Annotated in this window: 22 protein-coding genes; 7 read left to right on the plus strand and 15 right to left on the minus strand. The window is 72.3% G+C overall.

Annotated features, from left to right (window positions below):
• Window positions 1-87: 87 nt before the first annotated feature.
• A complete protein-coding gene (locus HTV45_RS00400) occupies window positions 88-1,071 on the minus strand; it encodes a YafY family protein (protein WP_215203511.1) in 984 nt (327 codons plus the stop codon).
• A 136-nt stretch (window positions 1,072-1,207) separates the two neighbouring features.
• On the opposite strand from HTV45_RS00400, the gene HTV45_RS00405 reads away from it, so the two are divergent.
• Window positions 1,208-1,603, plus strand: a complete 396-nt coding sequence (locus HTV45_RS00405) for a RidA family protein (RefSeq protein ID WP_215203749.1) — start codon at window positions 1,208-1,210, stop codon at window positions 1,601-1,603.
• Between the two features lie 42 nt (window positions 1,604-1,645).
• On the opposite strand, the gene HTV45_RS00410 is transcribed toward HTV45_RS00405, so the two are convergent.
• The 5 genes from HTV45_RS00410 to aztB form a co-directional block, all read right to left on the minus strand.
• Window positions 1,646-2,011: a transglycosylase family protein gene (locus tag HTV45_RS00410; RefSeq protein ID WP_215203512.1), complete on the minus strand. Its 366-nt coding sequence runs from the start codon at window positions 2,009-2,011 to the stop codon at window positions 1,646-1,648.
• 307 nt (window positions 2,012-2,318) lie between these two features.
• Entirely contained in the window at window positions 2,319-3,530 is a 1,212-nt protein-coding gene (gene aztD, locus HTV45_RS00415; protein ID WP_215203513.1) for a zinc metallochaperone AztD, read from the minus strand.
• A gap of 98 nt (window positions 3,531-3,628) precedes the next feature.
• A complete protein-coding gene (gene aztC, locus HTV45_RS00420) occupies window positions 3,629-4,594 on the minus strand; it encodes a zinc ABC transporter substrate-binding protein AztC (protein ID WP_215203514.1) in 966 nt (321 codons plus the stop codon).
• A complete protein-coding gene (locus HTV45_RS00425) occupies window positions 4,591-5,838 on the minus strand; it encodes a hypothetical protein (protein WP_215203515.1) in 1,248 nt (415 codons plus the stop codon). Before HTV45_RS00425 ends, aztC begins: the two co-directional genes overlap by 4 nt.
• A gap of 15 nt (window positions 5,839-5,853) precedes the next feature.
• Window positions 5,854-6,708, minus strand: a complete 855-nt coding sequence (gene aztB / locus HTV45_RS00430) for a zinc ABC transporter permease AztB (RefSeq protein WP_215203516.1) — start codon at window positions 6,706-6,708, stop codon at window positions 5,854-5,856.
• A 16-nt stretch (window positions 6,709-6,724) separates the two neighbouring features.
• Between aztB and aztA the strand changes: the two genes are divergently transcribed.
• The gene (aztA, locus tag HTV45_RS00435; RefSeq protein WP_215203517.1) at window positions 6,725-7,468 is read left to right on the plus strand and encodes a zinc ABC transporter ATP-binding protein AztA; all 744 of its coding nucleotides are present in this window, start codon (window positions 6,725-6,727) and stop codon (window positions 7,466-7,468) included.
• Between the two features lie 610 nt (window positions 7,469-8,078).
• Here the strand turns inward: aztA and HTV45_RS00440 are convergent.
• The 8 genes from HTV45_RS00440 to HTV45_RS00475 all read right to left on the minus strand — a co-directional run bounded on the left by HTV45_RS00440 (window position 8,079) and on the right by HTV45_RS00475 (window position 18,791).
• Window positions 8,079-8,321 carry a DUF6411 family protein gene (locus HTV45_RS00440; RefSeq protein WP_215203518.1) on the minus strand — a complete coding sequence of 81 codons (243 nt, stop codon included), beginning with the start codon at window positions 8,319-8,321 and terminating at the stop codon, window positions 8,079-8,081.
• Window positions 8,322-8,579: 258 nt separating this feature from the next.
• Window positions 8,580-9,029 carry an SRPBCC family protein gene (locus HTV45_RS00445; RefSeq protein ID WP_215203519.1) on the minus strand — a complete coding sequence of 150 codons (450 nt, stop codon included), beginning with the start codon at window positions 9,027-9,029 and terminating at the stop codon, window positions 8,580-8,582.
• 275 nt (window positions 9,030-9,304) lie between these two features.
• The gene (locus HTV45_RS00450; protein ID WP_215203520.1) at window positions 9,305-11,071 is read right to left on the minus strand and encodes a lectin; all 1,767 of its coding nucleotides are present in this window, start codon (window positions 11,069-11,071) and stop codon (window positions 9,305-9,307) included.
• Between the two features lie 18 nt (window positions 11,072-11,089).
• Complete coding sequence (locus HTV45_RS00455; RefSeq protein WP_308308923.1) at window positions 11,090-13,945, minus strand: lectin; 2,856 nt, start codon at window positions 13,943-13,945, stop codon at window positions 11,090-11,092.
• Window positions 13,946-14,216: 271 nt separating this feature from the next.
• Complete coding sequence (locus HTV45_RS00460) at window positions 14,217-15,275, minus strand: DUF3533 domain-containing protein (protein ID WP_215203521.1); 1,059 nt, start codon at window positions 15,273-15,275, stop codon at window positions 14,217-14,219.
• Between the two features lie 95 nt (window positions 15,276-15,370).
• Window positions 15,371-15,622: a hypothetical protein gene (locus HTV45_RS00465; protein ID WP_215203522.1), complete on the minus strand. Its 252-nt coding sequence runs from the start codon at window positions 15,620-15,622 to the stop codon at window positions 15,371-15,373.
• A gap of 27 nt (window positions 15,623-15,649) precedes the next feature.
• Window positions 15,650-16,723, minus strand: a complete 1,074-nt coding sequence (locus HTV45_RS00470) for a hypothetical protein (RefSeq protein ID WP_215203523.1) — start codon at window positions 16,721-16,723, stop codon at window positions 15,650-15,652.
• A 127-nt stretch (window positions 16,724-16,850) separates the two neighbouring features.
• Complete coding sequence (locus HTV45_RS00475) at window positions 16,851-18,791, minus strand: glycoside hydrolase family 5 protein (protein ID WP_251690859.1); 1,941 nt, start codon at window positions 18,789-18,791, stop codon at window positions 16,851-16,853.
• Window positions 18,792-19,002: 211 nt separating this feature from the next.
• On the opposite strand from HTV45_RS00475, the gene HTV45_RS00480 reads away from it, so the two are divergent.
• Window positions 19,003-19,464 carry a DoxX family protein gene (locus tag HTV45_RS00480; protein ID WP_215203524.1) on the plus strand — a complete coding sequence of 154 codons (462 nt, stop codon included), beginning with the start codon at window positions 19,003-19,005 and terminating at the stop codon, window positions 19,462-19,464.
• A 71-nt stretch (window positions 19,465-19,535) separates the two neighbouring features.
• Here HTV45_RS00480 and HTV45_RS00485 read toward each other — a convergent pair whose 3' ends face one another.
• Window positions 19,536-19,925, minus strand: coding sequence for an ASCH domain-containing protein (locus tag HTV45_RS00485; protein WP_215203525.1), 390 nt, complete (start codon window positions 19,923-19,925; stop codon window positions 19,536-19,538).
• A 207-nt stretch (window positions 19,926-20,132) separates the two neighbouring features.
• Here HTV45_RS00485 and HTV45_RS00490 point away from each other — a divergent pair, with 207 nt between their 5' ends.
• From HTV45_RS00490 to HTV45_RS00505, 4 genes are all read left to right on the plus strand, one after another.
• Window positions 20,133-20,546, plus strand: coding sequence for a DUF4190 domain-containing protein (locus HTV45_RS00490; protein WP_215203526.1), 414 nt, complete (start codon window positions 20,133-20,135; stop codon window positions 20,544-20,546).
• Between the two features lie 932 nt (window positions 20,547-21,478).
• A complete protein-coding gene (locus HTV45_RS00495; RefSeq protein WP_215203527.1) occupies window positions 21,479-21,763 on the plus strand; it encodes a hypothetical protein in 285 nt (94 codons plus the stop codon).
• A gap of 186 nt (window positions 21,764-21,949) precedes the next feature.
• Complete coding sequence (locus tag HTV45_RS00500; protein ID WP_215203528.1) at window positions 21,950-23,995, plus strand: DUF4139 domain-containing protein; 2,046 nt, start codon at window positions 21,950-21,952, stop codon at window positions 23,993-23,995.
• A gap of 7 nt (window positions 23,996-24,002) precedes the next feature.
• Window positions 24,003-25,571, plus strand: a complete 1,569-nt coding sequence (locus tag HTV45_RS00505) for a mucoidy inhibitor MuiA family protein (protein WP_215203529.1) — start codon at window positions 24,003-24,005, stop codon at window positions 25,569-25,571.
• Window positions 25,572-25,738 lie beyond the last annotated feature (167 nt).

Below are 25,738 nucleotides of genomic sequence, written 5' to 3' on the forward strand. Positions count from 1 at the left end.
GACCGCGGGTACCCGGGAAACCCGGTGTGAAAAGATCGCCGTCGGCCGCCTGTTGACCGGCCTCGACGGGTCGCCTTCCGGCACACGCTACGGGCGGTCTCCATAGCGGTCGGCGATCGCGGCGGCCCGGTCCCGCAGGGCGTGGCGCAACGACTGTGGAGCGAGGGCTTCCGCATCCGTGCCGAGCTGCCACAGCGCCCACTCGGCATGGCGCAGATCCTGGAAGGTCGCCTCCAGCCGCAGCCAGCCGTCCACGCCGGGTTCCGCTTCGGGTTCCCCGCCGAGGACGGCCACCGCGGTGTTCAGCAGTTCCTCCCGCCGCTCCGGGCGCACCCGCACCAGCACGGCGACATGGCCTTCGGACAGGAACCGCGCGCAGCGTTCCCGCCAGACCCGGTCCAGGTCGACCCGGTCCGGTCGTTCCGCCGGTTCGGGGAGTTCCTCGGCGGACCGTACCCGCGACAGCCGATAGGTACGGTCCGCACCGGATCGCCTGGCCAGCAGATAGCCCGTACCGCGTACGGTGACCAGGCCGATGGGGTCCACGGTGCGCCACTGGGGGTCCTGGCCCGTGGCCGCGTAGTGGATACGCAGTCTGTGTCCGGTGAGCACCGCGTGCCGGATCTCGCTCATGGTCGGGTCGGGCACCTGCTCGGTGGCCGGGCGGCGGGAGAGCAGATCCGTCTCCGGCTCCACGAGTATGCGCTGCGCCGCGTCGCTCGCGGTGACCCGATGGTTCTCGGGCAGCGCGTCCACCACCTTGCGCAGGGCCGAGGCGAGCGCCGAGCCGAGACCGAACGCGTGGTCGCCGCGCCCCGATCCCGCGGTGAGCACGGCGAGGGATTCGTCGTGGTTCAGTCCGGTGAGCTCCGTCCGGAAGCCGGGCAGCAGCGCGAACCCGCCGTGCCGGCCGCGTTCGGCGTAGACCGGGACGCCGGCCGCGGAGAGCGCCTCGATGTCCCGCAGCACGGTGCGGGTGGACACTTCCAGCTCGTGGGCGAGCGTGTCCGCGGTCAGCCGGCCGCGCTGCCGCAGGAGCAGCACCAGTGAGACCAGCCGGTCGGCGCGCATACGGAGACGATACCGAATACATGACCGGCGGTGTCATGTATTCCTGGGAGCCTCGTCAGCAAGACGCCGACGGTGAGGGTGATGACCACCGCGCCGACGGACGTAATCCCGTCAATGAAGTGGAGCTGATGTGGCAGTGGAACGAACGGCGGTCAACCCGGTGACGTGGTCGGTGGAGTTGGGTTTCAACCAGGGCGAGCTCGTCGCCGGGCACAACCGGACCCTGTACTGCTCCGGGCAGACCTCTATGGACAAGGACGGCAGGCCCCGGCACGACGGCGACATGGCAGGGCAGTTGGCACTCAGCCTCGACAACCTCGAGGCCGTGCTCGCGGAGGCCGGCATGTCCCTCGCGAACCTCGTCCGGCTCAACGTGTACACCACCGACGTCGATCTGCTGTTCCCGCACTACGGCGTGCTGGCAGCGCGGCTCGGCGCCGCTGGAGCGGCGCCGGCGACCACCCTGCTCGGGGTGGTGCGGCTCGCGGTGCCCGGCCAGATGGTGGAACTCGAGGGAACCGCCGTCGCGTGACGCGCCGTTGCCGTCCCCGATGCCCGTACTGACGGCGCCGGCTCAGGCGCAGGACCAGGCCGACATCCCCTGGATGCGGGCGAGCCGTTCGGCCACGGCGATCTGTTCAGCGCGGGTGGCCAGGTCCGCGCGGGGGGCGTATGACAGTCCCCCGGCCGCGGCCCAGCTCGACTGGGTGAACTGCAGTCCGCCGTAGTGGCCGTTGCCCGTGTTGGCCTGCCAGTCGCCGCTGGATTCGCATGCGGCGATGGCGTCCCAGTCGGGTTTCGGGGCCGCCGACGGCGAGGCTCCCGCTTCGGTGGTCGTGCCGAGTGCGGCGGCGACGACCAGAACGACCAGGGCGGAACGGATCCGGCTCCCGGGCGTGCCGCACGCGGTGCCGGCCTGAGCGCTGCTTCTCCATGTCATAGGGAGACTGTTACTCCAGGTGTCGGGGCGGCCGCACTCCGAGGGCGCTCTCCTTGGGCCGGACAGGGGAGGATCCACCCGTCCGGGGGCCCGGATCGCACCGGCCGGGGTGCCGCCCAGCCCCGGAGGGGCCGATCCCGCCTCCGGAGATGCTCCGGGTCCGGTCCAGGAGCAGCGGGCGCTGACGCCCGGCTGGGTGACCCCGCGCTGAGGAGCCTGCGCACGAGGCGTGCGCGGCCCGCGTCACCCGGCCGCGCCGGGGAGGCCGGCGGGCCGGGTGCGTGGGAGCTTGTGCCGAGTGGGGCCGTCAGTGGCCGGGAACGACGCCCGAGAGTTCGTTCGTGCTCTTCGGCAGGGTCACCGACCTGAGCTTCTCCCCGGACTCGATGTCGACGGCGTGCAGTTTCCGCCGGCCCGGTTCGGATACGTACGCGGTGTGGTCGCGGACGAAGAGGGTGGGGCGGGGCTGCTGCCAGTCGAGGGGCTCACGCCACTCGTCGACGACGGTGATCTTCTTCTCGACCCTGCCCGTCGCGGGGTCGATGACCCGGAGGGTGCCGTCGGTGCCGAGGACGAGCGCCTCCCCGTGAGGGCCTCGCCCGAGTGAGCGGAAGGAATAGCTGGCGCCCAGATCGACCAGGCGCAGCTTCGCCGTCTCGGTGTCGATGAGGGAGACACGGGTCGGGCGCTCGAGTTCGGCGTCGGGGTCGGTCTTGTAGTCGCCGAGAAGGACCGGGGAGGCGTCGCTGCCGGCCTGGTTGCCGATGCGGCCGTAGTCGTCGGGGGCGTCGACCTTGGTGAACTCACCGTCCTTGTAGAGCAGGACACCGTCCTCGCAGCCGACGGCGACCGCCTCGCCCTTTGCCGCGGCTTCTCCGTGGACTCCGGGGCAGTTCTCGTTGCGCGTGATCTCCTTGCCGTCCTTGTCCAGGACGAGCGCGCCGGTGCGCGTCTCCTCGGTGCCGAGGGTACTGAGGAGTTCGCCGTTGCTCAGCTCGATCGCTACGCCGTGGTGGGCCTCGGCGGAGGCGTAGGTGCGGCCTTCCGGTTTCGTTCCGCCGCTGAGGTCGGCGGGGTCGAAGACGTTGACCTCTCCGGTGCCATCGGTGAAGAGCACGGTCTTCCCGGCATGCCGGACGACATGGCCGGGCTTGGCCCCCTGGTAGGTGATGCCGGTGAGGGACCGCCCGGCGGCGTCGAGCACCCGGAAGCCGCTGTCGGTGGAGACGATGACGTGGTCGTCGTCACCGGCCGGATTGACGCGGTTGAACCCGGGCAGTGCGATGGTCCCGGCGATCTCGAGGCTTTCGCCGTCCAGGATGTACAGGCCGCCGTCGAAGGTGGCTACCAGCGGATTCCTGACCGGAGTGGTGGACGTTGCGCTCTTCTGCGACGTCTCCGTCGTCTTCGCGTCGGACACGGCGCCCTCCCCTCCCCCGCAGGCGGTCAGGACGGCGGCCACCGCCAGAGCGAGGGCCGTACCGGTGACGGTTCTGGCGTTTCGTATGCGCTTGCTCACTTTGTGTGATCCTTTCGGGCCGCGCGTGGGCGGCGTCGGTGTGGTGGGTCGGGTCGGATGGGCCTGCCGCGCCGGTGCCGGCGTGGTGGCCCGGGTTCTCAGCGCCGGGTGAGGCCTTGGGTCACGGCGGTGGCGTTCGCGCGCATCATCCGCAGGTAGGTGTCGGCGCCCTGGCCGCGTGCGGTGAGTGATTCCGAGTAGAGCTCGACGACCTCGACCCGGCCGCCCAGTTCGTCGCGCAGGACGTCTGCCAGTCGTGTGGGCCGGGAGGAGTCGGCGAACACGGTACGCACCCCGGCCTCGCGCATGGCCCTGGTGAGTGACCGCAGGTCGGAGGAGCTGGGCGACGCCAGGGTGGTGCCGCTGGGGACGACCGCGCCGATCACCCGGAAGCCGAAGCGGTCGGCGAAATAGCCGAAGACGTGGTGGTTGGTGACCAGGGAACGCCGGTCCTCGGGGATGCGGTCGAAGGACTTCTCCATCCAGGCGGTGAGACGGGCGAGTTGGCGGTCGTAGCGGGCGGCGTTGCCGCGGAGCGTCTTCTCGTCGACGCCGTCCACCTTCTCGATCACCTCGTCGGCGATCAGGCCGGCGGCCAGGCGCACGCGGTCGGGGTCGGTCCAGAAGTGCGGGTCCGGCTGCCCGGCGCCCTCCTCGGGTCCTCCGCCGGCCGGCGGCCGGAAGGTGAGGGGGTCCACCGCATTGCCGACCTCGAAGGTGGCCACGCCGGAGTCGTCGGCGGCCTCCACGTGTCGCAGTACGTTCTCCTCCAGGCCCAGCCCGCTGAAGACCACCAGGTCGGCGCTCTCGAGTTCAGCGGCCTGCCGGGCCGACAGGCCGAAGGAGTGCGGGTCGGCGTCGGGCTTCATCAGGACGGTGACGTCGGCCTCCCGGCCGACGATCTCCCGGGTGACGTCGCCGAGGATGTTGGTCGTCACCACGACACGGGGCCGGTCGTCACCGCCTGCGCCGGCGCAGGCGGTGGCCGTTCCGGTGCAGGCGAGGGCGATCAGAGACCACAGCAGGCGGCGCATCCGCGGCAGGATCCCCTTCGGTGTCGTCATCGTCCGGTCTCCACCATCAGCTCCGGTTCCATGTCCAGGTCGAAGGTGCGGGCGACGCGCAGGCCGTCGTCGTAGTCGATCTCGTACACGTGTCCGCCCTCGGGGTCGTTGACGTAGGCGCGGCTGCGGTCCACCTCGACCACGGGTCCGCCGGGGCCGGTGCCGACCCGCGGTTCCCCGGCCAGGAGCGGCTTGGTCCGGGCGATCTGCCTGCCGGTGGCGATGTCGTAGCCGTGCAGCGCCCCGTCGGTCTCCAGGACGAGCAGTGCCGCGCCCTCTCCGGCGGTGTTGGCCGCGACGACGGGGCCGGTCTCCACCCGGGTCCAGGTGCGCTCCGTGACGTCCAGCACCCATACGGCCCGGTCTCCGGCCGGCGCGGTGAGGGTGTCGCTTCCCGCCCGGTGACGGAAGGACGTCGCCCGCTCCGCAGCGGGCACCTCACCGTCGTAGGGGATCCGCTCGACGGTGAAACGCCCGCCGTCGACGCCGATCAGCAGGGCGCCGTCGGCGCAGCCGAAGACGACGCCGCGCCGGGTGACGGCGTCGCCCGCCGGTTCCTCGCAGGTGGCGTGCGGGACGGTGGCCGGCCCGCCCGCACGGTCGTGGGCGGTGACCCGCGGCACGCCCTTCCCGTCGTCGGTGAGGGTCAGCAGATGCTCCGCGTAGGGGACCACCGCACCCGCCCGGGTTCCGGGAACCGTGCGGGAGCCGCCGATGCGGCCCTTCTCCAGTGCCGCGCGGCGGTAGGTGACGGCACGTCCGTCCGCGTCGGTCACCGCGGTCACGGCGGTGTCGCTGCGGACGCGGACGCCGGTGCCGGCGGGTATGCGGCCGACGTCGCGTATCGCGGCGCGGTAGTAGTGCACGTGGTCGCCGTGCTCGACCGTCCAGGCACCGCCGTCGAGGACACGGGTTCCGGCCGCGGTGTGGAAGTAGCCGAATCTGCCGTCCGTGGTGAGTTCCGCGGTGCCCTTCGCCGGAGCCACCGTGTGTGCCTTTCCGGTGATCAGGTCCAGTACCCGGGTGTCTCCGGTCGCGGGGTCGTTGAGCACCAGCCGGGACTGCTGCTCCGCCGTCTCCCGCGCTCCCTCGACGTGTCCGTGCCCGGGGGCGGAGGTCGCCGGACCCGGCTGCGGGGCTGCCGGGCCGGATCTCTCTCCCGCGCAGCCGGTGGTGATCAGTGCGAGGGCCACCAGCGCGGCCGGCGTGGCTGCGGTGACGTTTCCTCGGACGAACAGTGACATCGCTTCAGGTCTCTCTCAGTCGGTGGCTGCCGGACGGAGGCCGGCCGGACGTGCGGGGTGGTGACGGATGCCGGATGCCAGACGGGAGAGGAAGAACAGGCCCACGGCCAGGGCCGAGACGGTCGCTCCGGCCGCCGTGCTCAGATGCCAGGACAGCAGCAGGCCGAAGAACGTGGCGGTCACGCCGAACAGCGCGGCCAGCGCCATGACCCCGCGCACGCTCCGCGCCCACGGCAGCGCGGCCGCCGGCGGGGCGATCAGCAGCCCCAGCACCAGCAGCGTCCCCACGATGTGGAACGACGCCACGATGGCCAGCGCCAGCAGCCCGAGCAGCAGGGCGTGGGCCAGACGGGGGCGCAGGCCCAGGGTCCGTGCCTTGCGCTCGTCGAACGCCAGCGCCACGAAGGCGCGATGGCCGAGGACGGAGACGAGGAGGGCCGCCACCAGCGCCGCGCCCAGCAGCATCAGATCCGCTTCGCGGACCGCCAGTACGTCACCGAAGAGGAACCCGGTCAGATCGACCGCGAAGGACTGCGAGCGCGACACGATGATGACGCCGAGCGACAGCATCCCCACGAAGAGCAGGCCGATGCCGGTGTCCTGCGACAGTCTCGGGGCACGGCCCAGGACGGTGACGCCGGCGGTCATGACAGCCGCGCTCAGCACCGCCCCCACCAGCGGGTTGCCGCCGAGCAGTGCGGCCAGCGCGACCCCCGGCAGCAGCCCGTGGGACATGGCGTCACCGAGGAAGGCCATTCCCCTCAGCACCACCCATGTGCCCGCCAGGGCGCAGATCGCCGACACCAACATCCCGCCCCATAGGGCCCGTTGCACGAAGGTCACTTCGAAAGGGCCTGTCAACCACTCCATGGAGCCACACACTACAATGACAATCATGTTCAATAAACCCCGCCCCTCGATCGCCGCTCCCCGGGACCCCGCGTTCCGCATCCGTGTCGCCGGGCTGTCCGCGGGCTATTCCGGCCGGCCGGTCCTCCGTCAACTCGACGTCTCCATACCCCCGTCGGCGATCACCGCGCTCGTCGGACCGAATGGCAGCGGAAAGTCCACGCTGCTCGGTGTGCTGGCCGGTGTGATCCGGCCCACGGCAGGCGAGGTGCACCGAAGCGGGGGACGCCCTCCGGCGTTCGTCCCCCAGCGCACCGCGGTCGGCGGCCTGCTGCCGCTGACGGTCCGGCAGACGGTGCGGATGGGGCGGTGGAACGACCGCGGTCCGTGGCGCCCGCTGACCGGCCGGGACCACGCCGTGGTGGACGCGGCCATGGACCGCCTCGGCATCTCCGGTCTGGCCACGCGGCAACTCGGTGAACTCTCCGGCGGACAGCGGCAGCGCGTGCTGATCGCACAGGGGCTCGCCCAGGAGTCGGACCTCCTGCTGCTGGACGAGCCGACCACCGGACTGGACCCGGAAGCCAGAAAGCGCACGGCGACACTGCTGACGGACCTGGTGGCCGGCGGTGTGACGGTGGTTCACGCCACACACGACCTGGACGCCGCCCGGTCGGCCGACGCCTGCATCCTGCTGAGCGAAGGACGGCTGGCGGGACAGGGCCGTCCCGGCCGAGTCCTCACTCCCTCGGCACTCGCCCGGATCCGGCAACCGGCCTGAGGCACGGACGCTCGGGACCCGAACGGCGAACGACGCGTCGCGAATGGCGAAAGGCGAGTGACGAGTGGCGAGTGGCGAGTGGCGAGTGGCCGGATCCTGGCCCGCGGCGGGCAGCGTGGGACTCGCCGGGGGGCCAAGGTGCGTCCGTAGCGCGGCAAGGCCGCGCCAGGCGGATCACCGCCGGCCGTTCACCGGATGGTCCCTGGGCCCGGCCGTGGTCCGGACCCTGCGGACTGTGTTCTCCCGGTCCGGCGGCCCGTGTTGCGATCAGCTCGAGACGTGGCCGCCCCAGCACGCGGTGGCGACTCCCGCGGTCGGACGTGGCGCGCCGGTGACCATCATGTGCACTCCGAGCACAGCGGCCGGTTCGGCACATCGACCAGCCCGCCCCCCGCTCCGCACGATGGGGTCAGCACGCCAGTCGGTGGCAGAGCCTGATCCACCGCCCCCGGGGGACATGGCATGGCCTGCACGGTTGACGTGCCACCCGTGCGGACGCGTGGTGTCCGGACCCGGGGGCACGCCCCGGAGCCCTTGACCAGCCGTCGGGCCGGCGCGGACTCCGGGGCGGGTTCCCGTGACGACGGACGTGGCGGACCCGGCCCGGAGGTCAGAACGGCAGCTTGCCGCGCGTCCGACGGCCCGCGGAACCGCTGCGGCCGACCGCGCGCGAACTCGACCGGAAGGGCTTGCTGAACAGGCGCCCGAGCGGGCCCGGAGCCTTGGATCCGGCCCGGGAGCCGAGGCCCAGGGTGCGCTGCGTTCCGTTCTGGGGGCGCCGCGAGAAGCGCGGGAGGAAGAAGGCGAGGACAGCGATGACCACGCAGACAGCGATGATGCCGACGACCATCATGGGAGTCTCCTGACGGGATAGGGGCGCCGAACCGGCTGGTTCGTCGGGAACGTTCCCCGTTCTCCCGTCGGCACGCCCGTGACCTCGGCCGGACGGGATGCCGACCGGGCCCCGCGCTCCTCCGCGCCTCACACCCGCTCGCTCCCGCGGACACCCCGGCCGTTCGGTCGTCCCACGTCAGCGGTTGGCCGTCGGTGGCGCCCGTGGGGGCCGTCCGTCTCTGGTGGAGTCTGTGCCTGTGCCCCGGGTGCCGTCCGATCAGGCCGAGGCCTCGACGGCGGTCTTGATGCGCCGGCCGAAGGCCGGGGCGTCCTTGCGTGCCGCGCTGCCCGCGAGGGGGAGCAGAGCCTTGCCCAGACCATGCCCCTCGAGGACGTTGAAGAGCCGTACCCGGGTGCCGCCGCCCTCGGTGGGTTCGAGGTCGTAACCGCCTTCGTCGGCGGTGATGGAGTTGTGGGAGACCTCGTGCCAGCGAATGCGGTGGGGCGCGGACAGCTCGCTGATCTCGAAGTCCCGCCGTGACCGCTTGCCGGCGTCCTTGACCGTGCTGCGGAAGACCGTGCCCACGTGGGTGGCGCCTTCGGGGCTCTTCTCGATCTCCAGCACGCGGGGGCTGAACTCCGGGTCGTGGCGACCGTCGGCGAGGTAGGCGAAGACGTCCTCGATGGGCCGGTCGACGTCGATGACGACCTCGAACTGAGTGCTCATGTTCTCTCCCTGCGATGGCGGGCCGGGCCACGGCGCCGAGGAAGTGGCGAGAAGGGGTGGGGCCTGGCGGGAGGGCGTCGGGGCGTCGGCCCGAGGTGATGAATCCACCCTAACCGGAACACGACGCGCCGGTCAGCTCGGGCAGGGGGCATCGCCGGTCGACGGGGTACCGCGCCCCGTGACGGGCGCCCCGGCCCCCAGGTGATGCGTCGGCGCTCCGGCGCACCACCCGGGTGAACCGTGGCCGCCGGCGGTGCCGGCGGCCATGACGATCGTCAGGGCAGGGTCCACTTCTGGTTGGGTCCGGTGTGGCAGGCCCACAGATGGACCGGCGTCCCGTCGTTCCACGTACCGCCCGAGGCGTCCAGACACTTGCCCGACTGCGGATTGCGGACCGTACCGTCCGACTGCGCCACCCACTTCTGCGCACCCGAACCGTTGCACGTCCACAACTGCACCCGCGTACCGTCCGCACTCCCCCCACCGGACACGTCCAGACACTTCCCCAACGCCCTCAGCGCACCGTCGTCCGCCACCGTCCACCGCTGCGCCGCCGACGCGTTGCACGTCCAGATCTGCACCTGCGTACCATCCGCCGAACCCGCGTTGTCCACATCCAGACACCTACCGTTCACCCCCTTCACCTCACCCGTACGGGGATCGGCCGGGGCTCCGGTCTGCTTGATCCGGATGTTGCGGAAGGACGCCTCGTCGCCGTCGCCGTGGTTCTGGAGTCCGATGTGGCCCTGCTCCAGGCTGCGCGCCGGGTCCGTGTTGGTGAAGTCGTTGATCTTCCGTCCGTTGAGGAAGATCTCGAGCCGCTCTCCGGTGACGCGGAGTTCGTACGTGTTCCACTCCCCCGGCGGATTGAGCGCGGCGTCGCGAGCGGCCAGGTCGGCGGAGCGGAACCCGTACACCGCTCCCGTGGTGCGGTCGGCGGCGTCGGTGGCGTCGATCTGGATCTCGTAGCCGTTGTCCACCGCGGACCACGGGTCGTCGGAGGCCGGGAATCCGAGGAAGACGCCGGAGTTGTCGTCACCGTTCAGTTTCCAGTCCAGCTTCAGGGAGTAGTCGCCGGTGAACTCCTTGGCGTCGTACCAGAGCATGCCCAGTCCGCCGTGCGAGGTGAGGGAGCCGTCGGCCAGCGTGAAGCCGCCGGGGCCCGCCTGCTTCCAGCCGGTCGTGGAGGTGCCGTCGAACAGGGACGTGTAGCCGGTCTCCGGCCGGCAGTCGGCCCGGGTGGTGCCGGCTGCCCAGCGGATGCCTCCGAGCAGATGCCTGCGGAAAGCGGGGTCGGCGTAGGACTCCTCGGTGTGGCCGCCGCCGGTGTAGAAGGCGCGGCCGCCGGCGTACTCCTTGCACCACGCGATCGGGTGGTCGCCGGACATGGTGCCGCCGGAGTAGCTGGACTCGTCCAGTGAGGCGAGGACATGGGCCGTGGTGCGGGGGTTGCTGCGGTAGTTGTACCACTCGTCGGTGCGCTGCCAGGTGCGGCCCAGGTGCGCGGTGGCGTCGTGCGCCCGGTCCTCGATCCTGACGGTCGCGGGCTGGATGGCGGGGTGGGACTGGAAGAGGGCGCCGGCCAGTCCTTCGTAGAAGGGCCAGTCGTACTCGGTGTCGGCGGCGGCGTGGATACCCACGTATCCGCCGCCTGCTCCCAGGTACTGCTCGAAGGCCGTCTGCTGGGCGGGGCCCAGGACGTCGCCCGTGGTCGACAGGAACACCACGGTGCGGTACTGGGCCAGGTGGGCGGTGGTGAAGGCCGCGGGGTCCTCGGTGGCGGTGACGGTGAAGTTGTTCGCCGCTCCGAGGTCGCGCAGCGCCGTGATGCCCTCATCGATCGAGGAGTGGCGGAAGCCCGCCGTCCGGGAGAAGACGAGGATCCTGTACGCGGGGTCGGCCGCCGCGGTGGCCGTGCGGTGCGGTGCGGGTGCGGCGGGGTCGGGGGCCGCTGCGGCGCCGGGCAGCGCAGCGGCCTGGGGGGTCAGACAGAGCAGGGCGCCGGCACACAGGCTGAGCGCCGTCCTGAGCAGGGTGGGCATCGTCGGTCGCCTCCTTATCTACGGCAGGGTCCACTTCTGGTTGGGTCCGGTGTGGCAGGCCCACAGATGGACCGGCGTCCCGTCGTTCCACGTACCGCCCGAGGCGTCCAGACACTTGCCCGACTGCGGATTGCGGACCGTACCGTCCGACTGCGCCACCCACTTCTGCGCACCCGAACCGTTGCACGTCCACAACTGCACCCGCGTACCGTCCGCACTCCCCCCACCGGACACGTCCAGACACTTCCCCAACGCCCTCAGCGCACCGTCGTCCGCCACCGTCCACCGCTGCGCCGCCGACGCGTTGCACGTCCAGATCTGCACCTGCGTACCATCCGCCGAACCCGCGTTGTCCACATCCAGACACCTACCGTTCACCCCCTTCACCTCACCCGTACGGGGATCGGCCGCGGGGGTCGTGAAGGAGAATTCGTCCACGTCGAACAGGGCGCCGCTGCCGCCCTTGAAGACAAGGTGGAGGGTGGTGGATCCGGCAGGCCGGTCGGCCAGGGAGGCCGTGACCTCCTGGAAGGTCTCCCAGCCGCCGGTGACCGGTACGGTCGCCGTGCCGAGCAGGGTGCCGGCCGGGGAACCGGCGCGGACCTCCAGGGTGCCGCCGCTGCCGCCCGAGGAGACGCGGGCGGTGAACCCGGTGGCGTTGTCGAGGGCGTAGGGCGAGAAGGAGATCCAGTCGCCGTTGTGGATGTCACCGACCGTCTTGCCGCCGTGCGCGGGCGTGTGGTCGATGACCGCGACGCCCGCGGAGTCATCGTAGTGCTCGGCCTGGCGGTGGCTGGGCTGGGTGATGTGCTGGTCGTGTGCGGTGAGCGCGGGCTGTCCGTTCGCGCCCTCGTCGGTGTACTCGGCGTCGATGACACCGAAGATGTTGGCATTGGGGTCGTGCTCGCCGTCCGCCAGGGTCCGCAGGGTGCCGGTGCAGCCGGTGGCCGAGGTCTGCGGGTGGCCGTGGCTGTCGTGACCGATGATGAAGGTGACCTTCACCCGGGCGCAGTCGATCGTGCCGTCCTCCGGGTCGGTGACCGTCACCCTGAACGGGATGGCGGCGCCGAAGTCGTAGATGCTTCCGTCGGTGGGGGTGTCGATCCGCACGGTCGGGGCGGTGTTGCCGACGGTGATCCGGACGGAGGCCGTGGCGGACCTGCCGGTGGAGTCGGTGACCTTCAGTGTCGCGGTGTACTGGCCGTTGGCGGTGTAGGTGTGGGACGGGTCGGCGGCCGTGGAGGTGGCGCCGTCGCCGAAGGCCCAGGCGTAGGTCAGCGCGTCGCCGTCCGGGTCGGAGGTGCCGGCCGAGGAGAAGGTGACGGTGAGGGGCGCCCCGCCGGAGGTGGTGCTCGCCCTCGCCTGGGCCACCGGGGCTCGGCCGCCGGTCACATGCTCGATGCGGTAAAGGGCCGAGTTGGCGTCCCCGTTGAAGTAGCCGGTGCCGTAGTCGAGGACGTAGAGCGCGCCGTCCGGGCCGAAGGCCATGTCCATCACCTGGGTGCCGGTCCAGGGGAAGGAGTTGATGGACTGCACGGTTCCGTCGCCGCCGGCCTCGATCCGCTTGATCCAGCGGCGGCCGAACTCGCCGGCGAAGAAGTTCCCGTCGTACTCGGCCGGGAACTTCACCTCGGAGGAGGAGCCCGCGTCGTAACGGTAGACGGGCCCGCCCATGGGGGACTCGGATCCGTTGCCGAACTCGGGGACCGAACCGCCGTCGTAGGGAATCCAGGCGGGCTGCGCGGGAGGCAGGTCGGTCAGGCCGGTGTTGCGTGGCGAGGTGTTCCTCGGTGCGGCGCAGTCGAAGGCCGCGCCCGGGGTGCCGGTCGCGAAGTCGCGGTCGACGTAGGCGTCGTTCCGGCCCGTGCAGTAGGGCCAGCCGAAGTTGCCGGCTTTCGTGATCCGGTTGAACTCGACCTGCCCGGCGGGTCCGCGGGAGGCGTTGGCGGTGCCCGCGTCGGGTCCGTAGTCTCCGACGTAGACGGTGCCCGTGGCTCGGTCCACGCTCATCCGGAAGGGGTTGCGAAAGCCCATGGCGTAGATCTCGGGCCGGGTCCTGGCGGTGCCGGGTGCGAAGAGGTTGCCCGCCGGGACGCTGTACGTCGCGTCGGGGTTCACCTTGATGCGCAGGACCTTGCCGCGCAGGTCGTTGGTGTTGCCCGCCGAACGCTGGGCGTCGTAGGCGGGGTTGCGCGAGGCACGCTCGTCGATGGGGGTGTACCCGTCCGAGGCGAAGGGGTTGGTGTCGTCGCCCGTCGACAGGTAGAGATTGCCCGCCGCGTCGAAGTCGATGTCGCCGCCGACGTGACAGCACAGGCCGCGGGAGGCGGGAACGTCGAGGATCTTCCTCTCGCTGCCGGTGTCCAGTGTTCCGTCCGTTCTCAGGACGAACCGGGACAACCGGTTGACGCCGTCGAACGGGGCGAAATCGGCGGCCGTACCGTCGGTCGGCGCGTCACCGGCCGGCGTGCCCGACCGGGGGGCGTAGTAGAGGTAGACGAAGCGGTTGGCGGAGAAGGCGGGATCGACGGCGACGCCCTGCAGTCCTTCCTCGTCATGGCTGTAGACGTCCAGTGTGCCCGCCACGGTGGTGGTACCGGCCGCGTCGGTCCGTCGCAGCGTGCCGTCGCGCGAGGTGTGCAGCACCGAGCGGTCCGGCAGGACGGCCAGTGTCATGGGTTCGCCCATCTCGGCGACGCCCTTGGCGAGGGTGACCTGCTGGAAGTCTTCGGCCGCGGCCCGGGCGGCGGGGCCCGGTCCCGCCGGGGCGGGGGCGGCGACGGCGGGGCCCATGGGCAGCGTCAGGCCCCACGCGCAGGCCATGGCTGTCAGCAGCGTGCGGACACGTCTGTGTCCGAGCGGTCTCGTGCGCACAGCATCTCCAGGACTATGGGGGGTTGCGGCGGCCCGGGGGCCTGCCGTGAGAAGTCCGGGCGCGCGCCGTCGCGCCGTCGAGCACCGGTACGTTCGCCCGTACGGGCTCATGTCCGGTTCATTTCAAGGAAGTTAGCGGTACTCGCGCGAACGCGTAACCCCTTTCGCGTCCGATCTCTCGTCTTCTTCCAGGCGTGAGACAAAGTGCGGATGTGCGCGAGGAGGGCAGCCCGGAGGCCGGAGCTTCACGCACGGCGCTCTCCGGGGATGCTCAGCCGGCTGCCGGACGCCTTCGCAGCGATGCCAGCCCGCTGATCAGGACACCGCCCGCGGCCCAGGCGGCCAGGACCCACCAGGCCGTGGATGTCTGGTGGCCGCCGAAGTAGGAGTAGGAGCGTACGAGCGTCACTCCGGCGCCGTTCGGCAGCGCCTGCCCGATGGCCGCCCAGAACGGAGGAAGGAGCGTCGTGGGATACACGCCCCCCGCGCTCGGGTTGCCGAGGACGACGAAGAGCAGAACCGACAGAGCGATTCCGGCCGTGCCGAGAAGCACCTGGAAGGCCATCCCCGCGGCTGCCGCGGCGAAGGTGATGAGGGTCGCGATGCCCCAGAGGGTTCCGAAGTGCCCCGGCAGGGCGTGGAACACCGGGTCGACGACGATCGCCGCGCCGAGGCCCGAGATGATCGACAGCGCGGCCAGTGCCAGGAGCCGGATGAAGGTGCGGTTCGGGCCGGCGGGGCGTGCTCCGTAGGACGCGGAGAGAGCGGCGGAGGCCAGGTATCCGCCGACAATGACACCCAGGACCAGATAGAAGCCGGCCAGCCCCCGGCCGTCCGAGGGGCTGGGCGGCCGGACGTCGGTGATCACGACGCTGCCGCCCCCGGTCTTCTCGAAGACCGCCCGCAACGACTGCACCGCGGCCGGTCCGCCGGCGGAGGCCACCAGCAGCCTGTCCGGGCCCTGCCCGGAGCCCGCCAGCAGGGCGGCGTCCACCCGTCGGTCGAGCACCATGGCCCTCGCCTCGCGCGCGCTGTCCGCCGCCCGGGCCTCGAGTGGTGCACCGGGCAGGCTGTTGAGCTCGGCGATCAGGCGTGTCTGTGCCTGCCCGGGAGCCACCACCGCCAGAGGGAGGTCCCTGGGCCTGGGAGAGTGGAAGGCGCCGATGAACGAGACGACGAAGGCGATCTCGAGAATCAGCACACCGAAGAGCAGAATCGTGGCCCGCGGGGTCACCGCGCCGCGCAGTTCCTGCCGGAACGCCGAGCCCGCCGGCACCGTTCCCGGGCCGTCCGCGCCTACTCGGCCCGCCCTGCTCGTCCCGTCACTCATGCATCCTCGGATCTGTCGGTCGACGGGAAGGGCGGCTGCTCGGAACGGTCGGTGGTCCGATGGCCCGGAGGCGGGATGCTCCGCCGCGGCCTTCGTCACCCGTCCGCGCCGGTGTCACCACTCCGTCCGTCCCCGGGCTCCCCGGTGCACCGGGTGGCGAGACGGTAGGCAACGGTGACATCCCGGTACTCCTGGCCGGCGGTCACCGTGTCGGGCAGGTGCGTGCGGTCGGTGTGGCTCGTCGACTCACGTGTCCCGGTGCCGGGGAACCGGACGGAGGTCCCCGGCTCGTCGGTGAACCGGAGCCGCTCGGCGTGGACCGTCGACCCGAACGAGATGTCCCACACGGGGTCCCGCGGTCCCGCGGCCCCCGTTCAGGGCGGTTCCTCCGGCTCCTCGGCAGCGCGGCGGCGGCTGGGCCGCGGGGGCAGTGTGCCGTCCTCGGAGCGCACCCGGCGCGGCCGGGTGCCGCTCTGGCCGCGTGCGGCCGTGTTCTGGTCACGGACAGCGGTCCTGCGCGGCGGACGCCGTCGGGGCGGCTCGGCCGGCTCGGTTCCGTCGGCGGTTCCGTCGGCGGTGCCGTCCGTGACGGGCGGGACGTCCGCGACGGCTCCGGTGGCCTTCGCGGCGGTTCGGCCCGCCGCGTCGGTCACGCCCGAAGCCCGGCCGACCGCGCCCTGCGCGACGTCGCCCACCCGCTCGCCGGCCCGCCCCGCCGCCCCGCCGACCTCCTCCACCGTGCGTCCGGCGCCACTGCCCACCTCCCGCACCGCCTCGCCCGCTCCGCCGCCGACATCCTCCGCCACCGAGCCGACACCCTCGCCCACATCCCGCACCGCGGTTCCGGCACCCTCACCCACGTCCCGCACCGCGGTCCCCGCGCCCGCGCCGACGTCCCGCACGGCGGTTCCGGCACCCTCACCCACATCCCGCACCGCTGACCCGGCGCCCCGGCCCACGTCCTGGACAGCCCTTCCGGCGCCCGTGCCCAGCTCGCCCACGGCCTGACGGGCTCCGCCGCCGATGTCCTGCACGGCGGACCCGACCCCCCGCGCCAGCTCCCGCAGCAGCTCCGGGTTGCGGTCGAGTGTGGTGAGCACACGGTTGATGATCATCGCGACGTTGTCCAGACGGACCTTGAGCTGCGCCTGGGCCTCCACCCCGGAGATCCCCAGGTGCACCCGGCCGAGCGCGACGTCAGCGCCCACGTTCAGCTTCAGCAGGTCCAGCACCTCGGCCTGCAGCGATACATGCGCCCGCAGGTTCTCGACGTCCAGGTCGATCTCGTCGACCTTCAGAAGGGGGACGTCCAGGAAGACGTCGGGACTGGCCGCCTGGTCGTACGACGCGGACCCGGCGTACTCGTCGGTGTCCTCGGCGTCGAGTTCACCGTCGTACGCGCCGGGCTCCTCGACGGGCTCCTCGACGTGCTCGTCCTTGTCGTGCATCACCGCGCCTTCCCACGAGGCCGCCGCATCCTCCGTCCATTTTGATCCATTGTGCGAACCTGTGCGAGGCGTGCGGGGCACGCGAGGTCCAGGGCCGGCCGGGGAGTCCCCGCACGAGGCCGGCAGGTCAGCCGAGCTTGCGGCAGTACAGGGCGTCCGGAGTCCGCGCGGAGCCGATGCGGCCGGTGAAGGCGATTCCGGCGGCGTACTCGTCGTCCGCACACTGCCCCTTGTAGTGGCCTCTGGCGAAATCGCCGCCCCCGGGTTCGGCTCCCCGGTTGTCGCTCCGGTCGAACCAGACCGTGCGACCGCTCGTGCCGGTGGCCCCGCCGGGTGAGGCCTGCGCGCACAGGGCGGCCGAGACTGCGGCGCCCCGGACGCTGTAACCGGTGAGGAAGTGCCCTGCGGGACACTGAAGCTTCGTGTAGCCGGATGCCCAGTCACCGCCCGGCACGACATGCCGTTCGTCCTTGACGACCTCGTGCCGGCCCTCCGGGTCCCACAGGTGCCCGGAAGTCACGTCGGAACACAGCCCCCGGTTGCCTGTGTGACTGAGCCCGAGCAGGCGCTCCCCGTCGGGACATGCCGCCTTGCGCGCGCCGGAGTCCCAGTCGGGGAGCGTGCGCATACGGCGGGAGGCGACGAAGTCGCCGTGGTCGGGGCTGAGCATGGACCATTCGGCCACGGGGGCGACGGGTCCGGAGCGCCCGGCGCTCCGCACCAGCCGGGTCCACGCCCCCGCCCGCCAGTCGTCACCGTCGTGCACCCCCATGCGCCGGCCCTCGGCATCCCAGTGCAGCAGTGCCCAGCCGTTGCCCCTGCGGTTCTCGTGCCAGCCGACGAGCGGCCAGTACGCGAAGTCGGCGTCGGTGCGGACCAGATGGTCGACGAAGTTCTCGAACCAGGCCCGCTGCGCGACGCCCGTCTCCTCCCGCCCGCCGACACCGAACTCACTGATCCAGACGGGGGCGGTGAAATGCCGGTCCTGTTCGGCGGAGACGAAGAACGCCTGACGGTTCAGCACGGCGATCAGTTCACTGGGCGAAAGGTCCTGGTAGCGGGGGTCGGTGGTCTCGCCGATCCCGGTGGCGCCGCTGTGGTTCGGACCGGTGTAGCCGTAGAAGTGGGCGGAGTACACGAGTTTGCCCGAGTCGACGAGGGTGTGGGAGAGCGCGCGCGCCGGTTCGAGCGTGGGCCGGCCGTGCGGGAATCCGTCGACGGGAATGCCGGTCCAGTTGATGCCCTCGACGATGATGAGGAGGTCGGGATCGGCCTCGGTCAGGATACGGTCGCCGACGCGCTGGGCGGCGGTGAACCAGTCGTGGTTGTCACCGAGGCCCCAGTTGGGGTCGTCCCAGACGGTGCGGCGGACCTCGTTGTAGAGGTCCGCGCCGACGACACGCTTGTTCTGCCGGTAACGGGCGGCCATGAAGAGCCAGTCGTTCTCCCACGCCCCGGCGGACTGGCTCGTGTTCCAGCGCTCGTTGCCGTCGACTCCGCAGCACCAGCGGGTCGTGTTGGTGTGGTTGTTGAGGATCACCGCGAGGCCCGCGTCGGTGAGTTCGCGTACGACCGCGTCGTAGACCTGAAGCGGGGTCCGCCCCCTCAGGGCGGGGTTTGCGGTGACGGCGTCGTCCGTGACGGGCCGGGTGTCGTGGATCATCTCGTTGGAGAAGGGCAGCCGGATGCTGTTGATCCCGATCTCCTGGAAACCGGCGATGATCTCGGCCATGGGGGCGCGGTCGAGGCCGAGCGGTATCCGGTGGGAGTTCTCCCCCGCGTGATGGCTGGCGTCCTCGTCCGCACTGCCGGTGCCGTTCCAGGTGCCGCTCGCCCCGTGCCAGTTGCCGGACCGGAGTTTGAACCGGTCGCCGTCGGCGTCGACGATCCAGCGGCCCCGCGTGCTGAGCGGCGCCGTCCAGGTGTCCGCGGCGGTGCCTCCGGTACCGGGTGCGGATTCGCGGGGGACGGCTCCCGCGGGTACGGGCGCCAAGGGCGCCAGCAGGAGGACGGTGGTGAGAACCACCTTGGCCAGGGAGCCGCGCATGCTCACCTTCCCCGTTGTCATCGCGCCGGGATGGAGCTGTCATGACAGCGTCATGATGAGGCATGGGAGGCCACCTGGTCCAGGCATCTCACTCCGCGTCCGGCACCCGGTTTCGACCGGTGAGCGGATCGGCTGAACCAGCGGAGCACCGCGCGCGTAGATAGAGAGCGGACGGCCGCTCGCCCGAGCGGTCCACTTTGCGTCGCACCGATCGTGCAAGGAGTACGCAGCGATGAGCACCACCCGCCTGAGCGACCGGCTCGCCGGCCATCAGCCCCTCGTGCTGGGGCTGTTCCGCATCGTCCTCGGCCTGCTGTTCACCAGCGAGGGCGCCGCCACGCTCTTCGGTGTGCTGGACAGGGAGGCCAGCCCCGCGGGTGACTGGCCCTTCTGGTACGCCGGGGTGATCGAGCTCGTATGCGGTGTGCTCATCCTCCTCGGTGTGGTGACACGCAGTGCGGCGTTCCTCAGCTCGGGCGCCATGGCCTTCGCCTACTTCACCGAGCACCAGAAGGACGGCGTCTTCCCCCTGCAGAACGGCGGCCTGGCGCCGGCACTGTTCTGCTGGGGCTTCCTTCTCCTGGTCTTCTTCGGGCCGGGCGCCCTGACGTTGCCGGGGCTGCTCCGCCCCCGGTCCGCGCCGAGCGCCGCGTCCCCGCCGGCCGGAGGCGCGGAAGGTACCCAGGTGAGGTAGCGGTGGCGGAGACGGCGCCGTGAACGGCGGCGGTCCCCGCGGGGCGCCGCGGACCGGCCGGCGCACCCGGCTCAGGGCTGTGCGCCGGCCGTGGCCACGACACGGAAGGTGAGACACACCAGGGGTGTGTCGTCGTCGACCGGGGTGCCCTCACGTTCCCAGAACCGGCGGTGACCGGCCCGCCATTCCTCCAGCGACGTATCGCCCTCACCTTCGGCGAGGGCGTGGTCCCAGGTGACCCCGGCGAAGGACGTCCGCTCGACTCCGGTGATCTCGAGAGTCGCGACGCGGCGGCCGTCGTTGTCCAGGAGCGCCAGGCACTCACCTGCGAATTCGAGACCTTCCGTCTCCTCGGCGTACTCGGCCAGCAGACCGGTCGTCGCCGTCTTCCGTCCGGCCAGGACCAGGGAGTTCAGCCGGTCCCTCATCTCGTCCGGGCTGCCCAGTTCCATCGCACGCATGCCGTCGACCCGTGGCCACACCGCTCATTCACCTCACTCGATCGCGCGGAGCGCAAGACGCTTCAGAACGATCATTATGGCGTCGCCGGCGGCGGTGGGCGTCGTGCGGGGCTGCCGGACGGCCGCACGCAGGCATTCGCCGCCGGGACGGGGGCAATCGGCCCGTAGACAACTCACCCGAGCTGAAGCAGAGATGAGTGTGATGACATGTCCTTCCCGGAACACCCCCAGACGCGAGCCGACTCCATGCCGACCCATCCGGACACGGGTGTGCGGAGGAACAACGGACTGGCTGTCGCCGCGCTGGTTCTCGGTGTCCTGGCGGTCGTCCTGTTCTGGACCGTCATCGGCGGTGTGGTGCTCGGGCTCCTGGCACTGATCTTCGGCGTCATCGGCGCGCGCAGGGCACGGGGCGGCCGGGCTCCGCGCGGCACGATGTCGGTCATCGGCGCCGTGCTCGGGGTCCTGGGGATCATCGGGTCCGCGGTGATCATCGCGATCGGCGCGTCGATACTCAATTCGGACGAGTTCAAGGACTTCGACGACTGCGTCCGGCACGCCGACACGAAGAGCGAACGTGACGCGTGCGCCGAGGACTTCAACAGGGACATCGACAACTGACCGCTGACCGGAGCGTGCCGTGGCGGCTCGCCGTCCGTGCCGTCCTCGAGGTCTGTGGCAGTCGGAGCACCGGCTGCCACAGACTCCGCGTGTCACCCGTACGGGCGCTGGAAGCGGGTGGAAAGCACGCCTTCCAGACGACGCGACAGGCGCCCCGCCGGGACGCGTAGCACAGTGAGACCATGAATCGCCACCGACGCGAACCCCGGCGGGCCCCCTGGATCGCAGGCGGTGCCGCTGTGCTCGTGCTCGGCGGCATCGGGGTGTGGGTACTGGTCGCACAGGACGACGACAGCCCCAGTCCCTCCCCCTCGGCCTCGACCGACCTGTCCCTTCCGACACTGAACCCGTTGCCGTCGTGGACCTTCACGACCGGGCCGTCGAGCACGGGAGGGCGGACACCGACGCCGGCACCGTCGCTCTCGCCCGGCCCCACGTCCCGCTCCCGGGAACCGGCTCCGCCGACCCGGCTGCCGCCCCGGCCGGAACCACCGGGCCAGGGACCGACGACGCGGCCGGCACCACCGGACCAGCCGCTGACGCCCGCCCTGGAACCACCGGCCGGTGAACCGACGCCCGAACCGGTACCGCCGGTCGGGAAACCGACGCCAGGACCGGTGCCCCCGGCCCAGCAGCCGACGCCCGGACCAGTGCCCCCGGCCCAGCAGCCGACGGCTCAGGCGGTTCCGCCCGGCCACCGGCCCACAACCGGGACGGCGCCGCACAGCCGCACGCCGGCCCCCCGTCCGACTCCGACCGGTGCCTCGGCCGGCGCGTCCGCCGGAGCATCGGCTGCCCACCCTCCGCAGTCGGGAGCGGCACCGACGCCGGTCTCACCCGCCCGGCCCACCGGGCCGAAGCACCCGGCACCGTCCCTCACGGCGAAGCCGCCGGGGGCCGTACCGCCGCCGCCCGTCAGGACCTCAGCAGCGGTGGCGCCCACTCCGCCGTCCGAGCCCTCGCCGTCGTCCTCCTCACCCCAACGGCCGCCCGGGACGACGCCGGCGCCGACGGCCGAGGGCGACGAACCGGGGACCACCCGGTGGTACACCTCGGCGGCCGCGACCGCCGCCGCACGGCGTATGGCCGCGGCCGGTACGGTCGGAGACGCCGCGTGCTCCATGGCGGCCGCGGGCCGGCCCGACCCGCGCCTGCTCGCCCCGAGCAGCCGTGTCGGGATCGGGCACCACGGCGACTACTGGTGTCTGATCTGGTGACCCGTGCGTCCGGGCGGTGGCCGCCTCCGCCGCCCGGGGCCGGCGGCGGAACGGCGGGCAGCGGCTGAGGGCCTGTCCTGTGCGGACGGGCCTTCGGCATCAGGCATCAGGCATCAGGCATCCCCCACGATCAGCGACGCCTCACGGCGTAGGCTGCCCTCGGCACGGACACGGCTGGGGGAACACATGGCGGCTGGGACGGTCCCGAGGTGGGAGTCGGCACTCGACACGGTGGTGGTGTACGCGCAGGGCGCGCTCTGCCGCCGTCTGGCCCGGGGCACCGTGCCAGCGGGCGGACAGGTACGGGTGACAGGTCTGCCCCGGTCGCTGGACCCGGACTCGTTGCGGGCCCGCGTCATCGGCGCGTCCGGAACACGGGTCACCGGGGCCCGGGTGGAGGTCGAGGCCGGGCCCCATGACGCGGACCGCCCCGACACCCTGCTGCGCGCGGTGGAGCGGCTGCGCGACGACTGTGCGGCGGCGCAGGGCCGCCGGGACCGGCAGCTGGCCCTGATCGAGGAAATCAGTGCGGTACGTCCGGTGCCGCCGGCCCGCAAACGCGACGACCCCCATCGCCGGACACCGGTCGACGCGTGGCTGGAGCTCTCCGATTTCGTCGACGAGCGCCTCACCCGGCTGCACAGCGGGCTCCGCGAGCTGGAGGAGGAGCTGCGCCGGGTCGAGCACCGACTCACCATGGCGGTGGAGCAGCTCTCCCGTGCCTCCGACGACGCGCCGGCAGCGCATGTCGCCACCTCGTTCGGCGCGGTCCTGACCCTGGACGGCACGGGTGAGGCGGAGGTCGAGGTGGAGTACGGAGTGCACGGCGCCGTGTGGGTGCCCGCCTACCTTCTGTCCTGCCGTCAGGGCGAGGATGACGGACGCCTGTTGCTGCGGGCCTCGGTTGCCCAGCGCACGGGCGAGGACTGGACCGGGGTGCGGATCGCCCTGGCCACCGCCGACCTGCGACGGCGCACCGATCTGCCCCGGCTCCGGTCGGCCCGTATCGGCCGCAGCCAGCCCGCTCCCGTCCCGTCCGGCTGGCGAGCGCACCCGGCGGGGCTGAACGGTCTCTTCGCCGGTTACGACGCGGCGGGCACCCGGCCGGATGCCGCGCCCGCGTTCGCCGGGGCCGCGGTGGCGGGGCCCCCTCCACCGCCTCCCGCCCCGGCAACGGCGGGCTACGGCGGGCCGCCGGTCCCCGGTGGCGTGGAGGGCGCCCTTCCCCAGGCCTACGGCGGCGGGGCTTCGGCTGCGCCGTCCGAGCCCCGGACACGCGCCCGGCCCCGTACCGGCGCCCGGCCCGCCGCCGCCCTGGCCGCCTCGGCCCCCGGGCGGGCGCCCTCCCCCGGGGCACCGGCCGGCCCCACCGCGCCCCCGCCGCCCCCGCCCACGACCGGGCCGCCGCAGCCGGACGGCGCGGAGCTCGACTACGCCGCGCTCGTGCTGAGCGGACCGGACGAACCGGAGGGCCGCCGGGGACGGCTGTTCCCCGGTTCCGGGTTCGACCCGGTGACCGCCGAACACCGCCGCCGCGCCGAGACAGTGGCCGCGCTGCCGCTTCCCGGGCATGCCGTGCGGCCCCGCGAGTCCGCCGGCTCGTTCGACCACCGGTTCGACGCGGCCGCGCCGGCCGACATCCCCTCGGACGGAACCTGGCACACCGTCACGGTCGGCGAGATCCCGGTCGGCCTGCGGACCGAACACATCTGTGTACCGTCCGTGGAACAGACCGTGTACACCACCCTGATGCTCTCCAACGCCACCGCACAGGCCCTGCTGGCGGGTCCGGTGGAGGTGACCGTGGACGAGGAGTTCCTGCTGACCACCTCCCTGCCCACGCTCGCCCCGGGCGGTGAGTGCCGGGTGGGGCTCGGACCGGCCGAGGCCATCGGAGTCACCCGCCGTACGAACCTGCACGAGTCGACGGCCGGCCTGCGCAACAACACCACCGTCCTCGACCACCGCGTCCACGTGGAGCTGGCCAACCGGCTCCCCGTCCCCGTCCGCGTCGAGGTCCGCGAGCGTGTGCCCGTCACCTCGGACACGGACATCCGGATCGAGGAGCAGGCCGACTGGACGGCGCCCGACGAGGACACGGAGCGGCACGCGCCCGGCACGCGCCTGTGGCGGGTCGAGCTGCCCGCCGGTGGCACCGCCGCACTCGACGGCGGCTACGAGATCCGGATCCCGGCCGGCAAGGCCCTCACCGGCGGCAACCGCAGGAGCTGACACAGCCATGTCTACGTCATCGGAGCCGATCCCCCTGATCGCCCTGCCCGTCACCGCCGTCACCTGTACGGAGGACCGGGCCCACGTGGAGCGGACCGCCGTGCTCGATCTGAAGGCCGGCACCCGGCGACTGCGCCTCGGACCGGTCAGCCCGGTGGCCGTCGACCGCACCCTCCATGCCGAGCTGACCGGCGGCGTCTCCGCGACCGTGCTCGATGTGCGGATCGTACGCGCCTGGACCCCACACGGGCCGGGGCCCGCCGAGGGCGACTCCGCGCTGCGCCGCCGTGCGACGGCCCTGGAAGAGGAGCGGTCGGCACGGGAACACCGGCGTGACCGGCTGCGGGCGCGGGCCGAGCTGCTCGGCCGTGTCGCCGCCGACCTGCTGCGGGACATCGGCGAGGGCGCCGGTTGCGGGCAGACGGAACGCGACCGCTGGAGCCGGGAACTGGACCGGGTGGACAGGGAACGCGACTCCTGCGGTGAGCGGCTGCGCGAGGTGGAGGCCGGGCTGGCCGCCCTCACCGCCGAACTCTCCGAAGCACACCGGGCCATGGACCTCTACGGGACGGAGCCCGCGGAGCTGACCGGCCACGTCGAGCTGACCGTCCACGCCCCGGCCGACGGGCAGGCCGAGCTGCGGGTGCGCCATCTCACCCCGTGCGCCCTGTGGCGGCCCGCCTACCGGGCCGTGCTGGACGGACAGCACCTCACCCTGGACACCGACGCGATCGTCTGGCAGCGCACCGGCGAGGACTGGCCGAACGTACGGCTGACCCTGTCGACCGCACGCTCCGCGTCGGCGACCCGGCCGCCGCGGCTCGGCGAGGACCGGCTGACGCTCACGGACCGCTCTCCCGCGGAGCGCCGTACCGTCCATGTCGGCCTGCGCGAGGAGGAGATCACGGAACTCGGCCCGGCCCCCGTGCCCGGTCCGCCCGGAGTGGACGACGGGGGCGAGGTCCGGGTGCTCCACTCCCCCGCGCCGGTCTCCGTGCCGGCCGACGGCCGCGCCCACCGTGTGCCGCTCTCCTCCTTCACCTCGTCCGCGCAGAGTGAGTACACCTGCTCGCCCGAGCTGTCGCCACTGGTCAGCCAGGTGGTGCGGTTCGACAACCGGTCCGGGCACGCGCTGCTCGCCGGGCCTGTCGATCTCATCGGCGGCAGCGGGTTCGGGGGACGCGGCACCCTGGACTTCGCCGCCCCCGGCGCGCCCGTCGATCTCGCCTTCGGCAGCCGGGACGACCACCGGGTCCTGCGGGAGACGGAGGAGACCCGCGAGACCGCCGGAATCACCCAGCGGACCGTTCTCACCCGGACCGTCCGGCTCCATCTGTCCAGGTTCTCCGCCCCCGGCGAGGAGGACGACAGGGTGATCGTCCTGCGCGAACGCGTCCCCGTCTCCGAGGTCTCGGCGGTGGAGGTACGACTGCGCCGGGACGCCTGTTCGCCGGTGCCCGACGCGGTCGACGCGGACGGCATCGTCCGCTGGAACATCCCGCTGGGCCCCGGCGGCCGGCGCACCGTCACCCTGGTGTACGACGTATCGGCGAGCAGCAAGGTCACCGGTCTCTGAGCCGACGCCGGGAGTCCGGCGCGCCATGGTGCCCCGCCGCGGCAGGGTTCCGCCGCGCCCCCGGCCCGTCGCCGCCCGGTGCGCGCGGTCCCCGAGCGGACCTGCGTGCGGTCACGTCCAGGCAGCCCCGACACCGTCCGTGTCCCGATCCGTATCCGGCTGCGGCC

It is taken from the genome of Streptomyces sp. CHD11, from assembly GCF_018638295.1.
Taxonomy (GTDB): domain Bacteria; phylum Actinomycetota; class Actinomycetes; order Streptomycetales; family Streptomycetaceae; genus Streptomyces.